The sequence below is a fragment of the Citrobacter sp. RHBSTW-00671 genome, assembly GCF_014103415.1.
GTDB lineage: Bacteria > Pseudomonadota > Gammaproteobacteria > Enterobacterales > Enterobacteriaceae > Citrobacter.
Genome location: NZ_JABXPR010000001.1, coordinates 790,280 through 809,343, shown reverse-complemented (window position 1 = coordinate 809,343; position 19,064 = coordinate 790,280). Strand labels below are relative to the sequence as shown.

Sequence of the window (19,064 nt, the reverse complement as noted above, 5' to 3'; positions counted from 1 at the left end):
TACGAAAAAATAACGAATTCAAGGAACTAAGATGCTTTGGTCGTTTATCGCTGTTTGTCTTTCCGCATGGTTGTTCGTGGATGCTTCCTATCGTGGGCCCGCCTGGCAACGCTGGGTCTTTAAACCCCTGACGTTATTGCTCCTGCTGCTGCTGGCCTGGCAGGCGCCAATGTTTAACGCTATCAGCTATCTGGTGCTGGCTGGCCTGCTTGCCTCGCTGCTGGGTGATGCGTTGACGCTATTGCCACGTCAACGTCTGTTGTACGCCATTGGCGCGTTTTTCCTGTCACACCTGCTGTATACCATTTACTTTGCCAGCCAAATGACGCTGTCGTTCTTCTGGCCTTTACCGCTGGTGCTGCTGGTGTTAGGTGCGTTGCTGATCGCTGTGATCTGGACTCGTCTGGAAGAACTGCGTATCGCCATTTGTACCTTTGTCGGTATTACTCTGATGATGGTCTGGATGGCAGGCGAACTGTGGTTCTTCCGCCCGACGGCTCCGGCGCTGTCAGCATTTTTGGGGGCCTCTCTCCTGTTCATCGGCAACATTGTCTGGCTGGGGAGCCATTATCGTCGCCGCTTCCGCGCCGATAACGCAATTGCCGCCGCCTGCTACTTCGCCGGGCATTTCCTGATTGTTCGTTCGCTGTATCTTTAAAAATCCTTGACTCTGGAGTCGACTCCAGAGTGTATCCTCCGGTTAATACGAAATGATTATCAATCGGAGGATGCCATGTCGACACCAGAGGCCAATGGCAAAAAAGCCCCACAGTTTTCTTCATTCAAGCTCGCGCCTGCGCCGCAGAAAGCTGATGACTGCTGCTGTGAAGGCAGTTGCTCAACCCCACCGCCCGTATCCGATACCGTACAAGGTACCCGCTATTCCTGGAAAGTGGCGGGCATGGACTGTGCGGCCTGCGCCCGAAAAGTAGAGAATGCGGTCCGCCAGGTCAGCGGCGTTAACCAGGTCCAGGTTCTGTTCGCCACTGAAAAACTGGTGGTCGATGCCGGTTCCGATATCCGCCAGCAAGTTGAAAACGCGGTGCAAAAAGCAGGCTATACCCTGCGCGATGAGCACGCGACGGACGCCGCCTCCGAGTCACGTTTTAAAGAAAATCTGCCGCTGATTTCATTGATTATCATGATGGCCATCAGTTGGGGACTGGAGCAGTTCAATCACCCCTTCGGCCAGATAGCCTTTATCGCCACCACACTGGTGGGTCTGTACCCCATTGCACGTCAGGCGCTGCGCCTGATGAAGACCGGTAGCTACTTTGCCATTGAAACGCTGATGAGCGTCGCCGCCATCGGGGCATTGTTTATCGGTGCAACGGCGGAAGCGGCCATGGTACTGCTGTTGTTTTTAATTGGTGAGCGCCTGGAAGGATGGGCTGCCAGCCGCGCCCGTAAAGGGGTCAGCGCGCTAATGGCGCTGAAGCCGGAAACCGCCACGCGTCTGCGTAACGGCGAGCGCGAAGAGGTGGCCATTAACACCCTCCAGCCAGGCGACATCATTGAAGTTGCCGCCGGAGGACGTTTACCCGCCGACGCTAAACTGGTTTCGGGTTTTGCCAGCTTTGATGAAAGTGCATTGACGGGTGAATCTATTCCGGTTGAGCGGACTTTGGGCGAAAAAGTCCCGGCAGGCGCCACCAGCGTAGACCGTCTGGTCACCCTCGAAGTTCTCTCTGAGCCCGGTGCCAGCGCGATTGACCGTATTTTGAAACTGATTGAAGAGGCCGATGAGCGTCGCGCCCCTATTGAGCGTTTTATTGATCGCTTCAGCCGGATTTATACACCGGCCATCATGGCGATTGCCTTGCTGGTTACGCTGGTTCCGCCGCTGCTGTTTGCCGCTTCCTGGCAGGAATGGATTTATAAAGGGCTAACGCTGCTGCTAATCGGTTGCCCGTGCGCACTGGTTATTTCAACCCCTGCCGCAATCACTTCCGGATTAGCCGCAGCGGCGCGTCGCGGAGCGTTAATCAAAGGCGGTGCCGCCCTGGAACAGTTGGGCAGAGTCACGCAGGTGGCGTTTGATAAAACCGGCACACTGACCGTCGGTAAACCGCGCGTCACGGCGATTCATCCGGCAAGCGGGATAGACGAAGCCGCACTGCTGGCGTTGGCAGCGGCCGTTGAACAAGGCGCAACGCATCCGCTGGCCCAGGCCATTGTCCGTGAAGCACAAACGCGTGAACTGAGTATTCCGCTGGCGACAGAACAGCGTGCGCTGGTTGGCTCAGGGATTGAAGCACAGGTAAACGGCGAGCGCGTACTGATTTGCGCGGCAGGCAAACATCCTGCTGATGCCTTTGCCGGGCAGATAAGCGAACGGGAAAGCGCAGGCCAAACCGTCGCGCTGGTCGTGCGTAACGATGCCGTTCTCGGCGTACTGGCCTTGCAGGACACGCTGCGCGACGATGCCCGCACCGCCATCAGCGAGCTGAATCAACTCGGTGTGAAAGGGGTAATCCTGACCGGCGACAATCCGCGTGCGGCAGCCGCTATTGCCGCTGAACTGGGGCTTGAATTCAAAGCGGGGCTGTTACCGGAAGATAAAGTGCGGGCCGTTACCCAGCTCAACCAACTGTCACCGCTGGCGATGGTCGGCGATGGGATCAACGACGCTCCGGCAATGAAAGCCGCCACCATCGGCATTGCCATGGGTAGCGGAACCGATGTTGCGCTGGAAACTGCCGATGCGGCCCTGACGCATAACCGTCTGCGTGGCCTGGTGCAAATGATCCAGCTGGCGCGCGCAACCCACGCCAATATTCGACAAAACATTACGATTGCGTTGGGTCTGAAAGGGATTTTCCTTGTTACCACGCTGCTGGGGATAACCGGACTGTGGCTGGCAGTACTGGCAGATACGGGGGCGACGGTACTGGTGACCGCCAACGCGCTGCGGTTGTTGCGTAAAGGATAGTGCCTGTTTCTCGCCTGATGGCGCTTCGCTTATCAGGCCTACAGGCTGTTCGTCATTCGTAGGCCGGATTAGGCGCTTGCGCCGCCATCCGGCAAACCAGATTACTGGCCTTTGCGCACTAAATAACGGTACGGCAGCGAGTCGGTCTCTTTTGCCACCAGCTCATGTTCCATAAAAGTACAGAAGCCGGGAATATCGCGGGTTGTCGCCGGATCGTCTGCAACAATCAGCAGCGTCTCACCGGCCTGCATGCCACGCACGGTTTTACGCACCATCATGACCGGTTCCGGGCAGCGCAGCCCCTGCGCATCAAGAGTATGGTCGGGAGAAGTAAACAGATCGCTCATCGTAGTCTCATTTATACAAAAACGGCGTTATTTTACGCTCTGTTGTGGCGTAAGCCAATCAGGTTAACGATTGCGTGAAAAACAACCATTGCAATGTGTTTTTAAAGCAGTATCATGCGACGGTTTTTTATTGGGTTCCCTCACCCCATCCAACAAAAAGGTCACAATATGACTCCGTTTACACAAAATCAGCGCGTAAAAGCGTTGTTCTGGCTATCGCTATTTCATCTGCTGGTGATCACCTCCAGCAACTATCTGGTGCAGCTTCCGATCTCCATCTTTGGTTTTCATACTACCTGGGGCGCGTTTAGCTTTCCGTTTATTTTCCTCGCGACCGATCTGACCGTGCGTATTTTTGGCGCACCGCTGGCAAGACGCATCATCTTTGCCGTGATGGTTCCTGCGTTGCTGATCTCATATGGCGTGTCTTCACTGTTCTATATGGGCTCCTGGCAAGGTTTTGATGCGCTGCTGCACTTTAACCTGTTTGTCGCCCGTATCGCGGCCGCCAGTTTTATGGCTTACGCGCTGGGACAAATTCTGGATGTGCACGTCTTTAACCGCCTGCGTCAGAACCGTCGCTGGTGGCTCGCGCCTACGGCCTCAACGCTGTTTGGCAACATCAGCGATACGCTGGCGTTCTTCTTTATCGCCTTCTGGCGCAGCCCGGATGCCTTTATGGCCGAGCACTGGATGGAAATCGCGCTTGTCGATTACTGCTTCAAAGTGCTGATCAGCATTATTTTCTTCCTGCCGATGTATGGCGTGTTGCTGAATATGTTGCTGAAAAGGCTGGCAGATAAATCTGAAATCTCTGCATTGCAGACGAGTTAAAGGTTCATTTTCCGAGTTGTGATAAGATGGACGAATGAGCCGTTATGGCCGTTTATCGAAAGGAAGAAGTCAATGCGCAATCTGGTTAAATATGTCGGTATTGGCCTGCTGGTTATGGGGCTTGCGGCCTGTGATAATAGCGATACAAAAGCGCCAGCAGAGGGTGCTGCCGCACAAAGCAGCGCCGCCGGACAACCGGTTAACCTGCTCGACGGCAAACTCAGTTTTTCCCTGCCGGCAGACATGACCGATCAGAGCGGCAAGCTGGGCACTCAGGCCAACAACATGCACGTTTATTCTGACGCAACCGGCCAGAAAGCGGTGATTGTGATTGTCGGTGACGATACCAGTGAAGCACTGCCTGTACTGGCAAAACGTCTGGAAGACCAGCAGCGTAGCCGTGACCCGCAGCTGCAGGTGGTCACTAACAAGTCAATTGAGCTGAAAGGCCACACGCTGCAGCAGTTAGACAGCATCATTTCAGCGAAAGGCCAGACTGCCTACTCCTCCGTGGTGCTGGGTAAAGTGGACAACCAACTGCTGACCCTGCAAATCACGCTGCCTGCTGACGATCAACAGAAAGCGCAAACGACCGCAGAAAACATCATTAACACGCTGGTTATCCAGTAATCGTTAAGACGATGATGCGGCCTCCGGTGACGCCACCTGAGGCCGTTTTTTTAGCCGCCATGTCAGCAATAACGCCACCGCCACCAGCCCTGCGGCCGCCAGATAGATAACCGGTACCCCCGCCCATGTCATCACCAGCCCCGCCAAAGGCCCGGTGACGCCCAGCGACAAATCCATAAATACCGTATAGGTCGCCAGTGCCGCGCCCTGGTTCTGCTGCGGGACCGCTTTTACCGCGACCACACCCAGCGCCGGGAAGACTAACGAGAACCCTGCGCCGGCCAGTAGCACGCCGATTTTCGCCATCCACGGCATGGAAGCCATCCCGACCAGCAACAGCCCAACAATTTCGACGCTAAAGCAGATCATCGCGACATTCAGCCCGCCTAACCGGTTGATGCCATTTGGGAATAGCAGACGAGTACCAACAAACGTGCAGCTAAATAGCGTCAGCGCGAATGCCGCGCCGTCCCAGCCTTTTGCGTCGTAAAACAGGGTAATAAACGTGGCGATCACCCCAAAGCCGGCAGAGGCCAACGCCAGTGCCATGCCGTACGGCCAGACGCGCCCAAGCACCGCGCGAAACGGCATCGGTTTGCCCTTGCTGGCCTTCACTGCCGGACGCGGCAGCGCCAGCAATATTGCCAACAACGCCACGCCCATCACGGTCAGCGCCAGCCCCTGTAAGCCACCCCAGGCGTAGCACAGCACACCCAGCGGCGCACCTATCGCCATCGCCCCGTAGGTGACAATCCCGTTCCATGAAATCACCCGTCCAATGTGCATTGAGCCAACCACCCCAACGCCCCATAATGTAGAGCCGGTCCCGGCAAAGCTTTGCCCGATACCCAGAATCACGCGCCCGAGGCACAGCAGTAATAAACTGGCCAGCGGCCAGCCATGAGCGCTCCCTGCCAGCAAATAGCCCAGACCACTTAAAAAACAGCCGCACAGCCCAAATACCACAATTTTTTTCGGCCCCAGCAAATCGGCATAGCGACCGGCATGAGGGCGGCTCAACAACGTCGCGAAGTATTGCAGACTGATAACCAGCCCGGCCCAGAAGGCACTAAACCCCATCACATCATGGACATAACCAGGCAAAACCGCGAGCGGCAAGCCGATGGTCAGATAGCTGGCGAAGTTAAACATCACCACGGAGACAATGCGCAGATTGAGGCGTAAACCGCTCAGCGTCGGTTCAGCGACGGGTTCGGGCATGGGGGGTCACCACATATTCACAACAGTGTTTCATTTCTACCATGTTGCAGCCCAGAAATCAGTAACCAGATTAGGAATATCGGCAGCAAGCCAGCCGCTACACTTAATGCAAAAATGCACACAGGAAGAAGACATGACAACCATCCAGCCTGACAAAACAGGTTTGCACATTTTGCTTAAACTGGCCGCGCTGGTGGTGATCCTCGCGGGTATACACGCCGCAGCCGATATTCTTGTACAGCTACTGCTGGCCCTGTTTTTCGCCATTGTGTTGAATCCCCTGGTAACCTGGTTTATTCGTCGGGGGATCCGTCGCCCGGTTGCCATTACGCTGGTGGTCGTCGTGATGCTCATCGTCCTTACCGCGCTGGTTGGTGTCCTGGCGTCGTCGATCACAGAATTCATGGCCATGCTGCCCAAGTACAATAAGGAGCTGACGCGCAAAGTCCTGTATCTGCAAGAGATGGTGCCCTTTCTGAATTTGCATATGTCGCCAGAGCGCATCCTGCAACGTATCGATTCCGACAAGCTCATGACCTTCACAACCACGCTGATGACCAGCCTTTCCGGTGCGATGGCCAGCGTCGTTCTGCTGGTGATGACGGTGGTCTTTATGCTGTTTGAGGTACGCCACGTCCCCTATAAAATGCGCTTTGCGCTGAACAATCCGCAGATCCATATTGCGGGGCTGCATCGGGCATTAAAGGGCGTATCCCACTATCTGGCACTGAAAACGTTGCTCAGCTTATGGACTGGCGCCATCGTCTGGCTGGGGTTGGCGCTAATGGGCATTCAGTTCGCTCTGATGTGGGGCGTGCTGGCCTTCCTGCTCAATTATGTGCCCAATATAGGCTCGGTTATTTCCGCCGTGCCGCCTATGATTCAGGCGTTGCTGTTCAATGGCCTTTACGAGTGCGTGTTGGTCGGCGCGCTGTTTCTGGTGGTGCATATGGTGATTGGCAATATCCTTGAGCCGCGTATGATGGGGCATCGCCTGGGATTGTCGACGCTGATCGTTTTCCTGTCCCTGTTGGTATGGGGATGGCTGCTCGGTCCCGTGGGCATGTTGCTCTCCGTTCCGTTAACCAGCGTGTGTAAAATCTGGATGGAAACCACCACCGGCGGCAGCAAACTGGCCATTTTGCTTGGTCCCGGCAGACCCAAAAGTCGGCTACCCTGAAAAACTACCAACCGAGGTAGTTTTTATCTTTTGATATGCCCGTTAAACTGATATCCATACAGGTATATATCGCAATTTATCTTAAATAAAGAGTGAAAAGGATTTCATTTTTTAATAAAGAAAATACATAAGTCAAGGTGATGGTTTCTTTGCCAAAACGCATAAAAATAATGAATCCCCCCACAGCATTTAACTCAAACTATCTGCCTATATTTAAAGGTTATTTTATTTGATACGTTTTATCTAAAAATCTATACTTCTCGCCAATGATGATGCTGAAAAATTTCCGTTGAAGAAAGTCACCGAATATTACCATCCGGCAACCTCATCGCCTTGCTATCGGACACGTGAAATAAAATGCTGATTTAGCTTAAATAAAATCACAGGTGCTGCAGGGTGATCATTATTTCGAAGCTTATTATTAAACACGTATAAACAGTACTTTGATAGGGAGTTTTAATGAAACAGTATATTAAGTGGTTTGCGGCCATTGCCGTTGTCGGTGCGCTGGCGGGATGTGCGCGTACTGCGCCGATCGATCAAGTTCACACCAGCGTAAGCGCGGGGCACACTCAGGATCAGGTTAAAACCGCGATTCTGAAAGCGGGCATTCAACGCCAATGGGTCATGTCTGAAGCCGGTCCTGGTGTCATTAAAGCACGCCAACAAACTCGCGATCATGTGGCTGAAGTCCGTATCACTTATACCGCCACCAGCTATGACATTAAATACGACAGCAGCCTTAACCTGCAGGCTTCTGGTGGAAAAATCCATAAAAACTACAACCGCTGGGTACGCAATCTGGATAAAGACATCCAGCTCAATCTGTCAGCCGGTGCCAATCTGTAATTACGCCTAAAGTCGGGCCGAAAAGGCCCGATACTCTTACTCTCTGCCATTTAACAGGTTGTCCCCACATGTACGAACAGGATTCGCTTAGCGCACTGGATGCCATTACTGAAGCACAACGTATCGCCTTTGCCCCTATGCTTTTTCAAACCGCGTTGTGTCTGCGAAATGCGGGAGTACTCACCTGGCTGGACAAGCAAGGTAAACGCGGCGCCACGCTCGACGAAATTACCGAGAACAGCACCATCAACGAATATGCCGCCAGCATCCTGTTGGATATGGGGTTAAGTGGGCGAATCATTACCCACAAAGAAGGATATTATTACCTCGCAAAAGTCGGCCACTTCCTTTTACATGACACAATGACGCGTGTGAATATGGATTTCACCCAGGATGTTTGTTATCAGGGACTGTTCTATCTGGAGAATGCGCTGAAAGAAGGGAAACCCGCGGGATTAAAAATTTTTGGCGACTGGCCAACAATCTATCCTGCACTGTCGCAATTACCCCTGGCTGCGCGTGAAAGTTGGTTCGCTTTCGATCATTACTATTCAGATGGCGCATTTGATGCCGCATTGCCATATGTATTCGCCAGCGCCCCTGCAACCCTGTACGATGTCGGCGGAAATACCGGGAAATGGGCATTACGTTGTTGTCAACATGATGACAATATTGCAGTCACTCTATTAGATTTGCCGCAACAAATTGCACTTGCCCGCGAAAATATCGAAAATGCGGGATTATCCCATCGCATAAATTTCCATGCTGTGGATATGCTTAGCGACTCGCCTTTACCCGCAGAGGCAGATATCTGGTGGATGAGCCAATTTCTGGACTGTTTTTCCCCGGAACAAATTATCGCCATACTGAGCAACATTGCTCGGGTGATGAAACCGGGCGCGAAGCTGTGCATTATGGAACTGTTTTGGGATGCCCAAAAATTTGAAGCGGCCTCATTTAGCCTGAATGCGTCTTCGCTTTATTTTACCTGTATGGCGAATGGCAACAGCCGTTTCTACAGCGTAGAGAAGTTTTATCACTATCTGAATCAGGCAGGTTTTCAGGTAGATGAACGCCACGACAACTTAGGTGTTGGGCATACTTTATTGATATGTCAGAAGAAAAAATAAGAAACAATCGGAACAACCGATTTACCGCGGATACGCGTTGATGAAATTTGCTTTCAACATTATCGACTGGCAGGCCAAGGCGCCAGGATTAAGCGAAACAGAACAGTGGCAGGAATGGTCACGGTTTTCGCACGCCATCGATCCCACCGCGCCATTGGCTAAACTCAGCGAGTTACCGATGATGACGGCTCGCCGCCTCAGCTCCGGTAGCAAACTGGCCGTTGATTGCGGGCTGGCGATGCTACGCCGTCATGATATTGATGCCGTGTTGTACACCAGCCGCCATGGTGAACTGGAGCGTAATTACAGGATCCTGCACGCCCTGGCGACTGAGCAGGCACTCTCACCGACCGATTTTGCCCTCTCTGTGCATAATTCTGCGGTGGGAAACCTGACCATCGCCGCGAAAAAACCGATTGTCTCCTCCTCGCTTTCTGCAGGCAGGGATACGTTCCAGCAGGGGCTGTGCGAAGTCATCGGGCTGTTGCAGGCGGGATATCAGCGCGTATTGATGGTCGATTTCGACGGTTTTCTGCCCGAGTTTTATCATCCACAGTTGCCGCCTGATATGCCAACATGGCCGTTTGCCGTCGCACTGGTTATTGAATCCGGTGATCGCTGGCAATGCGAAACCCGTCCACACCACGCGCAAGGTGAGACGCCATTGCCACAAAGCCTGTTGTTTTTACAGCATTATTTGCAAGATACCGCGGCGTTTACCCTGCCAGGCGAGCGCGTACAGTGGCAGTGGAGTCAGGGATGAACACGATTTTCCTGCGGCTTAATTGGGTATGGCGACTGGTGATGACCGGTTTTTGCTTTGCCCTGTTTGGCCTCGGCGGACTGCTCCTTTCTACCGTCTGGTTTAACGTATTGCTCATCGCGGTATGGGATAAAGCCCGACGTCGGCGTATCGCCAGACGCAGCATTGCTGCCAGTTTTCGCCTCTTTTTAACGGTGGTAAAGCGACTTGGCGTGCTGGATTACCAGATTGCAGGACGAGACATTTTACGCAACGAACAAGGGTGCCTGGTCGTCGCCAATCATCCGACGCTCATCGACTACGTGCTACTGGCCTCGGTCATGCCAGAAACCGACTGTCTGGTGAAAAGCGCATTACTAAAAAACCCGTTTCTCGGCGGCGTGGTCCGGGCAGCAGATTATCTGATTAACAGTCAGGCTGATGCGCTGTTACCTGCGTGCCAGCAACGTCTGGAACAAGGCGATACCATTTTAATTTTCCCCGAGGGAACCCGTACACGCCCCGGAGAGGAAATGACGTTACAGCGTGGTGCGGCGAATATCGCCGTACGCTGCAGCAGCGATTTACGCATCGTCACCATTAACTGCAGCGAACAAATGCTGGATAAAGAAAGCAAATGGTACGACGTCCCATCGATAAAGCCCATGTTCACCATTTCAGTACACGAACGGGTTAAGATCGACCAATTTTACGACGCAAATTCACAAGAACCGGCGCTGGCCGCAAGGCAGTTGAACCGGCATCTTTTGCTTCAATTACAACCAGGTACTTTACCTCTTTCAGGAATTAATGATGCAAGCGCTTTATCTTGAAATCAAAAATCTCATTATAACGACATTGAATCTCGACGAACTGACAGCTGACGATATTGATACCGAAGCGGCACTCTTTGGCGATGGATTAGGTCTGGACTCAATCGACGCCCTGGAGCTGGGGCTGGCGGTGAAAAACGAGTATGGCGTGGTCCTCTCAGCAGAGAGCGAAGAAATGCGTCAGCACTTCTTCTCCGTCGCCACGCTGGCATCGTTCATTCACGCGCAACGTGCCTGAGGATAGTCCGTTATGACCGAACAAAAAGCCATTTACGAAGAAGTCTCCTCACTGCTGGTCAAGCTGTTTGAAGTCGACCCGCAGGACATTAAGCCTGAGGCGCGCCTGTACGAAGATCTGGAGCTCGACAGCATCGACGCCGTCGACATGATCGTGCATCTGCAAAAGAAAACCGGTAAGAAAATCAAGCCGGAAGAGTTCAAAGCAGTACGCACCGTACAAGATGTCGTCGACGCGGTAGAACGCCTTCTCAAAGAAGCGTAATTCACCGTGTCGGGCACTCGCTCGCTGCCAGTCGTACAACTGCTAACAGGCCTACTGTTGTTGGCCTGGCCGTTTTTGATCTGGTTTGGCCTTGCGCATAACAGTCTGCACTGGTTGCTACCGTTGATGGCGCTACTCCTTTTTTTACGCTTTCGCCAGACCCGGCGACAGGCGGGGCCGTTGCGCGTCGTGACACAGGTCGTGGCGGTCGCGGGTATCACCTTGTGCATTGCCAGTTATCTGCTCAAGACGCATCAGTTGCTGCTGTTTTACCCGGTAGTGGTAAACGGCGTCATGCTGTCGGTATTTGGTGGCTCTCTGTGGTCCGCAATGCCCATTGTTGAACGCCTGGCGCGGCTGCGCGACCCAAATCTGCCCGAGGCAGGAGTACGCTACACTCGCCGTGTGACGCAAATCTGGTGCGCCTTTTTCATCATCAACGGCAGCGTTGCGCTCTTTACCGCACTGAATGGCGATATGACTCTGTGGACGACCTGGAACGGTATGGTTTCCTATCTGCTGATGGGAACATTGATGGTCGGCGAGTGGTTAGTTCGCCAACTGGTGATAAAACGAGATACCCAATGAAGCAGCCCCTCACACTTGCTCAATGGCTCTGTGACCCACGCCCGAACGACGTTCCTGTTGCGTGGCAGGAAGAGCATACCTGGACGCTGGGTCATCTGCGCCACGATGTGGCCCAGTTGATAACGTACCTGCAGCGGCAGGAAGGTGAACGCTGGGCATTGTGCTTCGAGAACAGCTATTTATTTATCGTCGCGCTGCTGGCCACGCTACATGCTGGCAAAACGCCGGTGATCCCAGGGCATTGTCGCGTTTCGTTGTTAAACGAGCAGCACAGGTTGTTTGACGGCGTACTGAGCGATAAAGCGCTGGAGTGGCAGGGAACGCTGCGGGTGGTCAGTTCTGCCATGACATCCGTGACCCACGACATCACCTTTCCGGCAATACGCAGCGACGCCTTTGTGGAGCTGTTCACTTCCGGTTCGACCGGCCAGCCGAAACGCGTGATCAAACCGATCGCGCGTCTGGATAGCGAAGCGGCATTGCTCGCGACGCGCTTTGCCGATCGTCTGGCAGGTTGCCGGGTGGTCGCGTCTGTGGTTCCGCAACATCTGTATGGTCTGACGTTTCGTATCTTCTTGCCAATGGCCTTAGGTCTGCCGCTGCACGCGGCAATGCTGTGGTATGCCGAACAACTGGCGGCGTTGAGCTCTGATCATCGGTATGCGTTTATCAGCAGTCCGGCGTTTCTGAAACGCCTCGACCATCACCTGGCGCCGCCGCCGGTCGAACTGATTCTGTCTGCGGGCGGTATGCTGCCCTGGCAGGACGTCGCGCAGGCTGCTGACTGGCTGAATGTCTGGCCCGATGAGATCTACGGCAGCACTGAAACCGGAGTCCTTGCGTGGCGTTATCGCCATCAAGATGATGTGGCATGGCTGCCTTTTCCCGGCGTCAGATTCCAGCCAGAAAATGACGCGTTTCGCGTATTTTCACCGCTAATTGCCGCTGATGATGGCCTGTTGCTGGATGATATTCTGCAATTTACTGAAAACGGTCAGTTTCGCCTGATGGGCAGGCGCGGGCGAGTTGTCAAAATTGAAGAGAAACGCATTTCACTCAGCGAAGTGGAGCAACGCTTGCTGGCGCTGGACGGTATCCGTGACGTCGCGGCATTGCCGGTCTCACGCGGGGGGCGCCAGGGCGTTGGCGTCCTGCTGGTACTGGATGACAAAGCCCATCAACACTGGCTCGCGTGCGGAGGAAAACCGCAAGAACTGACCTGGCGACGTTCGCTGTTGCCCTGGCTGGAGCCGGTCGCCGTTCCCCGCTACTGGCGGGTGATTGATGAGATTCCGGTCAACAGTATGAACAAGCGTGTCTATGCGCAATTACAGGAGTTATTTCATGAAACCCCATGAAATCGAGCGCCATCAGGCACAGCCTCAACAGGCTGAGATTGTTTTACATCTCGACCCTTCGCTGTTTTGGTTCAGCGGACATTTTGCCGTGCAGCCACTGCTGCCAGGCGTTGCACAGCTGGATTGGGCGATGCATTACGCCACCACGTTGCTGGTCCCTGGCTGGCGTTTTCACAGTATTCAGAACGTGAAGTTCCAGTCACCGCTATTGCCTGAAACCACCGTCACCCTGAGCCTGAGCTGGCAGGAAGAACGTCAGATGCTCTCTTTTAGTTACCAGCGCCACGACGGTGAAGCGCGCCATACCGCCAGCAGCGGGAAGATTCGGTTATGCCGCTGACGTTTTCCCCGTGCGTGTTGATCCCCTGCTATAACCACGGCGCGATGATGTCGGGCGTATTGGATCGTCTTCAGCCGTTCAATCTCCCCTGCATTGTGGTGGACGATGGCAGCGACAAGACCACACAAGACGAACTGGCACGCCTGGCGGCAGAATACCGCAATCTGACGTTAATTCGCCTGCCGGTCAACGCAGGCAAAGGCGCGGCGGTGATTAGCGGAATACAGGCGGCGGCAGATGCCGGGTTCAGTCATGCCGTGCAGGTCGATGCCGACGGGCAGCATGCCATTGAAGATATTCCCAGGCTGCTTGCATTAGCAAAAGAACATCCGACAGCGCTCATTTCCGGGCAACCGATTTACGATGATTCTGTTCCTCGCTCACGCCTGTACGGACGCTGGGTAACCCACATCTGGGTGTGGATAGAAACGCTCTCGTTGCAGCTAAAAGACAGTATGTGCGGCTTCCGGGTGTATCCGGTGGCACCTACACTGCAACTGGCACAGCGCGTGACGCTCGGCAAACGGATGGATTTTGATACCGAAGTGATGGTGCGCCTCTACTGGCAAGGCAACACCAGCTATTTTATCCCAACGCGAGTCACCTATCCGCAGGACGGGCTATCCCATTTCGACGCGCTCAAAGACAATCTGCGCATTTCATTAATGCACACTCGCCTGTTTTTTGGCATGTTGCCGCGCATCCCCTCCCTGCTTTTTCGTCGTTCATCAACACACTGGGCGCAACAGCAGGAAGTCAAAGGGCTGTGGGGAATGCGTCTGATGCTGCTGGTCTGGCGTTTACTCGGTCGCAAAGCCTTCTCCCTGCTACTGTATCCGGTAGTCGGCGTTTACTGGCTCACCGCATCAACTGCCCGAAAAGCTTCTCAGAGCTGGATTAGCCGCGTACGGGCGCAACTGATCGCACGCCGGATGCCAGTACCGTCAAACCTGACCAGTTATCAGCATTTCCTGCGTTTTGGCGGCGCGATGCTGGATAAGATTGCCAGCTGGCGCGGTGAGCTGCACATCGGCCGCGATGTTGTTTTTGCACCAGGCGCTGAAGAGACGCTAAATGTCAGCGACCCGCGAGGAAAACTGCTGCTGGCTTCGCATCTGGGCGATGTCGAAGCCTGTCGGGCACTGGCCCAGCTGCAGGGCAGTAAAACAATCAATGCGTTGGTATTTAGCGATAACGCCCAACGCTTTAAACAAATTATGGAAGAAATGGCCCCGCAGGCTGGGTTAAACCTGCTGCCGGTGAACGATATCGGCCCGGATACCGCCATTCTGCTCAAAGAGAAACTGGATCGTGGCGAATGGATAGCCATCGTCGGCGATCGCATCGCCGTCACGACCCAACGTGGCGGCGAATGGCGTGTCTGCTGGAGCCGCTTTATGGGACACGTTGCGCCATTCCCACAGGGCCCGTTCATTCTTGCGTCTATTTTACGCTGCCCGGTGGATCTGATTTTCGCCCTGCGCCAGCAGGAGAAGCTACATATCCACTGCGAACCGTTTGCTGACCCGCTGCTCTTGCCACGCGCTACCCGACAACAGGCATTACAACATACCGTCGATCGCTACGCCGAACGCCTTGAGCACTATGCACTTCAGTCGCCACTCGACTGGTTTAACTTTTTCGATTTCTGGCAACTGCCGGACACCAAAGACAAGGAGTAAAGGGTGCTTAACGATCCCCGCTTTACGGCTGAAGTCGAGCTGACCATTCCGTTTCACGACGTCGATATGATGGGTGTAGCGTGGCATGGCAACTACTTCCGCTATTTCGAGATTGCCCGTGAGGCACTGCTGAACCAATTCGATTACGGTTATCGGCAGATGAAAGAATCTGGCTATCTGTGGCCCGTGGTCGATACGCGGGTAAAGTATCGCAATGCCCTGACTTTCGAGCAGCGTATCCGTGTACGCGCTCAAATTAAAGAGTTCGAAAATCGCCTGCGTATCGGCTACGAAATTTTTGATGCTGAAACAGGGAAACGCGCCACAACAGGCTACACCATCCAGGTCGCCGTCGACGAAAAAAGCCGTGAACTGTGCTTTGTCAGCCCCGATATTCTGTTTGAACGGATGGGAGTGACACCATGAAATTATGGCCATTGCTTCTGCTGCTCGTCAGCCCTTTCGTCAGTGCTCTGACGCTTGACGCCCTGCAACAGCGTTTTACCGAACAACCGGTGGTTCGCGCCCACTTCGATCAAACCCGGACGATAAAGGATCTGCCGCAGCCGCTGCGATCTCAGGGCAACATGTTGATCGCCCGCGACCAGGGTCTGTTATGGGACCAAACCGCGCCGTTCCCGATGCAGTTGCTACTGGATGACAAACGGATGGTTCAGGCGATTAACGGTCAACCGCCGCAGACCATCACCGCGGAGAATAACCCGCAAATGTTCCAGTTTAACCATCTGCTACGGGCGCTATTCCAGGCGGATCGTAAGGTGCTGGAACAAAACTTCCGCGTGGCGTTTGCAGACTTAGGGGACGGTCGCTGGACGCTGCGCCTGACGCCAATCACCACCCCGCTGGATAAGATTTTTGCGACGATTGATTTAGCCGGCAAGACCTATCTGGAGAGTATTCAGCTCAATGATAAGCAGGGCGATCGTACCGATATCGCGCTTTCCCAACACCAACTCACGCCAGCGCAACTGACCGATGACGAACGCCAACGCTTTGCCGCCCAGTAAACGCCCCGCGCTGCTATGGGGGGCCGCCTGCCTGATTCTGCTTGGCGTCCTGCTGACGCTGCTACCTCAGGCCCGGCTTAACAGCAGCGTGCTGGCCATGTTGCCAAAGCAGACGCTGGGGGCCATCCCGCCGAGTCTGAACGAGGGGTTTATGCAGCGCCTTGACCGGCAATTGGTCTGGCTGGTGAGCCCCGGTAAACAACCGGACCCGGCGGCGGCGCGCGACTGGCTGGCGCTACTGCAAAAATCGCACGCGCTGGCCCAGGTGAAAGGCCCGATGGATGCCAACAGCCAGCAGGCCTGGGGGGCTTTCTTCTGGCAACATCGTAACGGCCTGATAGATAACGACACCCGCGCCCGTCTGCAAAACGGCGGCGAAGCGCAGGCCCAGTGGATTCTGTCCCAGCTTTACTCGGCGTTCTCCGGCGTCAGCGGCAAAGAGCTACAAAACGACCCTCTCATGCTGATGCGCGGCTCGCAGTTGGCCATGGCTAAAAATGGGCAGCGTTTACGCCTGATGGACGGTTGGCTGGTCACGCAGGACGAACAAGGCAACTACTGGTATCTGTTGCATGGTGAGCTGACCGGCTCATCGTTTGATATGCAACAGACGCACCAATTGGTCACCACGCTGAATACGCAGGAAGGTGAGTTCAAAACCCACTATCCGCAGGCACAACTGCTGTCTCGCGGGACGCTGTTCTACAGCGATTACGCCAGCCAGCAAGCGAAACAGGATATCTCGACCCTCGGTATAGCGACCGTGATCGGGGTGATCCTGCTCATCGTGGCCGTGTTTCGTTCGCTACGCCCGCTGCTGCTGTGCCTGATTTCAATTGGTATTGGCGCGCTGGCGGGAACCGTCGTCACGCTGCTGATTTTTGGCGAGCTCCATCTGATGACGCTGGTGATGAGCATGAGCATCATCGGTATTTCCGCCGACTATACGCTCTACTATTTGACCGAGCGAATGGTGCACGGTGCAGAAACATCGCCATGGCAAAGCCTTGCCAAAGTACGCAATGCCCTGCTGCTGGCACTGCTCACTACCGTGGCGGCTTATCTGATTATGATGCTGGCCCCCTTCCCCGGTATTCGCCAGATGGCGGTATTCGCGGCGGTGGGTCTGAGTGCCTCGTGCCTGACGGTCATTTTCTGGCACCCATGGTTGTGTCGTCGCTTGCCGGTGCGCCCGGTTCCGGCAATGGTACTCATGCTACGCTGGCTTGCCGCCTGGCGGCGGAATAAGACATTATCCGTTGGCCTGCCGGTGGCGCTGGCATTGTTCTCGTTGGCAGGTATGGCGACGCTACGTGTAGACGATGATATCTCCCAGTTACAGGCACTGCCGCAGGGCATTCTCGCTCAGGAAAAAGCGATTACCGCCCTGACCGGGCAAAGCGTCGACCAGAAGTGGTTTGTCGTGTACGGCAAATCCGCTCAGCAAACGCTGGAGCGACTGGAAGCCTTTACTCCCGCGCTGGAAGAGGCAAAAAAAGACGGATTACTCAGCGGATATCGCACCATTCCGTTAAATTCGCTCACCCGGCAGCAGCAGGATCTCACCCTGTTAAAAGATGCCGCACCCGCCGTCACAAAGGCCTTAAACAGCGCCGGACTGGCAACGGTGAAACCCGATCTTAGCGCTATGCCGGTCACCGTCGATGCCTGGCTTTCCAGCCCGGCCAGTGAAGGCTGGCGCTTGCTGTGGCTGTCGCTGGCGGACGGCGAAAGCAGCGTGCTGGTTCCCGTTGAAGGCGTGAAACACAGTGATGCTTTAAACACACTCAGCACGAAATATTCCGGCGTGGCGTGGGTGGATCGTAAGAGCAGCTTTGACAATCTGTTTGCCCTTTATCGCCATATTCTGACCGGCTTGCTGTGCGTTGCGCTGGCGGTAATTGCCTGTGGCGCCGTGATTCGACTTGGCTGGCGTAAGGGCTTAATTAGCCTGGTCCCCTCCGTGTTGTCTTTAGGTTGTGGTCTGGCGGTACTGGCCCTGAGTGGTCATGCGCTCAACTTGTTCTCACTGCTGGCATTGGTGTTGGTACTGGGAATTGGCATTAACTACACGCTGTTTTTCAGTAATCCACGCGGCACGCCGCTGACGTCGCTACTGGCTATCACGCTGGCGATGATGACCACGCTCCTGACGCTCGGCATGCTGGTCTTTAGCGCCACTCAGGCAATCAGCAGTTTTGGCATTGTGCTGGTAAGCGGCATTTTCACCGCCTTCCTGCTGTCACCGCTGGCGATGCCAGGGAAAAAAGAGAAAAAAAGAAGATGATTAAACAGATATTCTGGCGCACCGCTGCGCTGGTCGCCACGCTGATGCTGGCCGGATGCAGCCACTCACAGCCCGAACAAGAAGGCCGACCACAGGCGTGGCTGGAGCCGGGCGCACGCGTGACGCTACCCGCGCCGGGGATCTCTCCGGCGGTCAGTTCCCAGCAGCTCCTCACCGGCAGTTTTAACGGTAAAACCCAGTCGCTGCTGGTGATGCTTAACGCCGATGATAAAAAACTCACCCTGGCAGGCCTCTCTTCTGTCGGTATCCGCCTGTTCCTCGTCACTTACGATGAAAAAGGGCTGCATGCCGAACAATCAATCGTGGTGCCGCAGCTGCCGCCAGCCAGCCAGGTGCTCGCCGACGTGATGCTCAGCCACTGGCCGATTAGCGCCTGGCAGCCGCAGCTGCCTGAGGGCTGGACGCTCACCGATATCGGCGACAAGCGCGAGCTGCGCAACGCCCGCGGCAAACTGGTCACGGAAATCACGTATCTGAATCGAAAAGGAAAACGCGAACCGATCAGCATTGAGCAGCACGTTTTTAAATACCACATCACCATTCAATACCTGGGTGACTGA

General features: G+C 54.7%; 21 protein-coding genes. 19 read left to right on the top strand and 2 right to left on the bottom strand.

Annotated features, from left to right (window positions below; translation table 11 throughout):
• The first annotated feature begins 31 nt into the window (after positions 1-31).
• Positions 32-658, top strand: coding sequence for a lysoplasmalogenase (locus HV261_RS03835; protein ID WP_202037521.1), 627 nt, complete (start codon positions 32-34; stop codon positions 656-658).
• 75 nt (positions 659-733) lie between these two features.
• Positions 734-2,932 (top strand): Zn(II)/Cd(II)/Pb(II) translocating P-type ATPase ZntA, encoded by a 2,199-nt coding sequence (gene zntA, locus HV261_RS03830; protein WP_202037520.1) that lies wholly within the window; start codon positions 734-736, stop codon positions 2,930-2,932.
• A gap of 101 nt (positions 2,933-3,033) precedes the next feature.
• On the opposite strand, the gene tusA is transcribed toward zntA, so the two are convergent.
• On the bottom strand, positions 3,034-3,279 hold the full coding sequence (gene tusA / locus HV261_RS03825) for a sulfurtransferase TusA (RefSeq protein WP_003827551.1): 246 nt from the start codon (positions 3,277-3,279) through the stop codon (positions 3,034-3,036).
• 168 nt (positions 3,280-3,447) lie between these two features.
• Between tusA and HV261_RS03820 the strand changes: the two genes are divergently transcribed.
• Both HV261_RS03820 and HV261_RS03815 read left to right on the top strand, forming a co-directional pair.
• Positions 3,448-4,113: a 7-cyano-7-deazaguanine/7-aminomethyl-7-deazaguanine transporter gene (locus tag HV261_RS03820; protein ID WP_005121575.1), complete on the top strand. Its 666-nt coding sequence runs from the start codon at positions 3,448-3,450 to the stop codon at positions 4,111-4,113.
• Between the two features lie 72 nt (positions 4,114-4,185).
• Positions 4,186-4,743, top strand: coding sequence for a DcrB family lipoprotein (locus HV261_RS03815; RefSeq protein ID WP_005121574.1), 558 nt, complete (start codon positions 4,186-4,188; stop codon positions 4,741-4,743).
• Between the two features lie 3 nt (positions 4,744-4,746).
• Here HV261_RS03815 and HV261_RS03810 read toward each other — a convergent pair whose 3' ends face one another.
• A complete protein-coding gene (locus HV261_RS03810; protein WP_202037519.1) occupies positions 4,747-5,964 on the bottom strand; it encodes an MFS transporter in 1,218 nt (405 codons plus the stop codon).
• Positions 5,965-6,097: 133 nt separating this feature from the next.
• On the opposite strand from HV261_RS03810, the gene HV261_RS03805 reads away from it, so the two are divergent.
• From HV261_RS03805 to apeN, 15 genes are all read left to right on the top strand, one after another.
• Entirely contained in the window at positions 6,098-7,144 is a 1,047-nt protein-coding gene (locus HV261_RS03805; protein WP_202037518.1) for an AI-2E family transporter, read from the top strand.
• Positions 7,145-7,615: 471 nt separating this feature from the next.
• A complete protein-coding gene (gene apeA, locus HV261_RS03800) occupies positions 7,616-7,993 on the top strand; it encodes an ApeA family protein (RefSeq protein WP_122973906.1) in 378 nt (125 codons plus the stop codon).
• 68 nt (positions 7,994-8,061) lie between these two features.
• Entirely contained in the window at positions 8,062-9,123 is a 1,062-nt protein-coding gene (locus HV261_RS03795; RefSeq protein ID WP_137381983.1) for a class I SAM-dependent methyltransferase, read from the top strand.
• Between the two features lie 40 nt (positions 9,124-9,163).
• Positions 9,164-9,886 (top strand): beta-ketoacyl synthase chain length factor, encoded by a 723-nt coding sequence (locus tag HV261_RS03790; protein ID WP_202037517.1) that lies wholly within the window; start codon positions 9,164-9,166, stop codon positions 9,884-9,886.
• Positions 9,883-10,698: a lysophospholipid acyltransferase family protein gene (locus HV261_RS03785; RefSeq protein ID WP_137381985.1), complete on the top strand. Its 816-nt coding sequence runs from the start codon at positions 9,883-9,885 to the stop codon at positions 10,696-10,698. The genes HV261_RS03790 and HV261_RS03785 overlap by 4 nt, the downstream gene beginning before the upstream one ends.
• Positions 10,679-10,936 (top strand): ApeE family acyl carrier protein, encoded by a 258-nt coding sequence (gene apeE / locus HV261_RS03780; protein WP_048213596.1) that lies wholly within the window; start codon positions 10,679-10,681, stop codon positions 10,934-10,936. Before HV261_RS03785 ends, apeE begins: the two co-directional genes overlap by 20 nt.
• 12 nt (positions 10,937-10,948) lie before the next feature.
• The gene (locus HV261_RS03775) at positions 10,949-11,200 is read left to right on the top strand and encodes an acyl carrier protein (protein WP_005121566.1); all 252 of its coding nucleotides are present in this window, start codon (positions 10,949-10,951) and stop codon (positions 11,198-11,200) included.
• 6 nt (positions 11,201-11,206) lie between these two features.
• Positions 11,207-11,788, top strand: a complete 582-nt coding sequence (locus HV261_RS03770; protein WP_202037516.1) for a COG4648 family protein — start codon at positions 11,207-11,209, stop codon at positions 11,786-11,788.
• Positions 11,785-13,146 (top strand): AMP-binding protein, encoded by a 1,362-nt coding sequence (locus HV261_RS03765; protein WP_202037515.1) that lies wholly within the window; start codon positions 11,785-11,787, stop codon positions 13,144-13,146. The genes HV261_RS03770 and HV261_RS03765 overlap by 4 nt, the downstream gene beginning before the upstream one ends.
• Positions 13,133-13,486: an ApeI family dehydratase gene (locus HV261_RS03760; RefSeq protein ID WP_137381988.1), complete on the top strand. Its 354-nt coding sequence runs from the start codon at positions 13,133-13,135 to the stop codon at positions 13,484-13,486. The genes HV261_RS03765 and HV261_RS03760 overlap by 14 nt, the downstream gene beginning before the upstream one ends.
• Complete coding sequence (locus tag HV261_RS03755) at positions 13,477-15,168, top strand: glycosyltransferase family 2 protein (protein WP_202037514.1); 1,692 nt, start codon at positions 13,477-13,479, stop codon at positions 15,166-15,168. The genes HV261_RS03760 and HV261_RS03755 overlap by 10 nt, the downstream gene beginning before the upstream one ends.
• 3 nt (positions 15,169-15,171) lie before the next feature.
• Positions 15,172-15,594 (top strand): acyl-CoA thioesterase, encoded by a 423-nt coding sequence (locus HV261_RS03750; protein ID WP_045448568.1) that lies wholly within the window; start codon positions 15,172-15,174, stop codon positions 15,592-15,594.
• Positions 15,591-16,196 carry an ApeL family LolA-like protein gene (gene apeL, locus HV261_RS03745; protein WP_202037513.1) on the top strand — a complete coding sequence of 202 codons (606 nt, stop codon included), beginning with the start codon at positions 15,591-15,593 and terminating at the stop codon, positions 16,194-16,196. Before HV261_RS03750 ends, apeL begins: the two co-directional genes overlap by 4 nt.
• Positions 16,165-18,483, top strand: a complete 2,319-nt coding sequence (gene apeM / locus HV261_RS03740) for an ApeM family transporter (protein WP_202037512.1) — start codon at positions 16,165-16,167, stop codon at positions 18,481-18,483. Before apeL ends, apeM begins: the two co-directional genes overlap by 32 nt.
• Positions 18,480-19,064, top strand: a complete 585-nt coding sequence (gene apeN / locus HV261_RS03735; RefSeq protein ID WP_202037511.1) for an ApeN family LolB-like membrane protein — start codon at positions 18,480-18,482, stop codon at positions 19,062-19,064. Before apeM ends, apeN begins: the two co-directional genes overlap by 4 nt.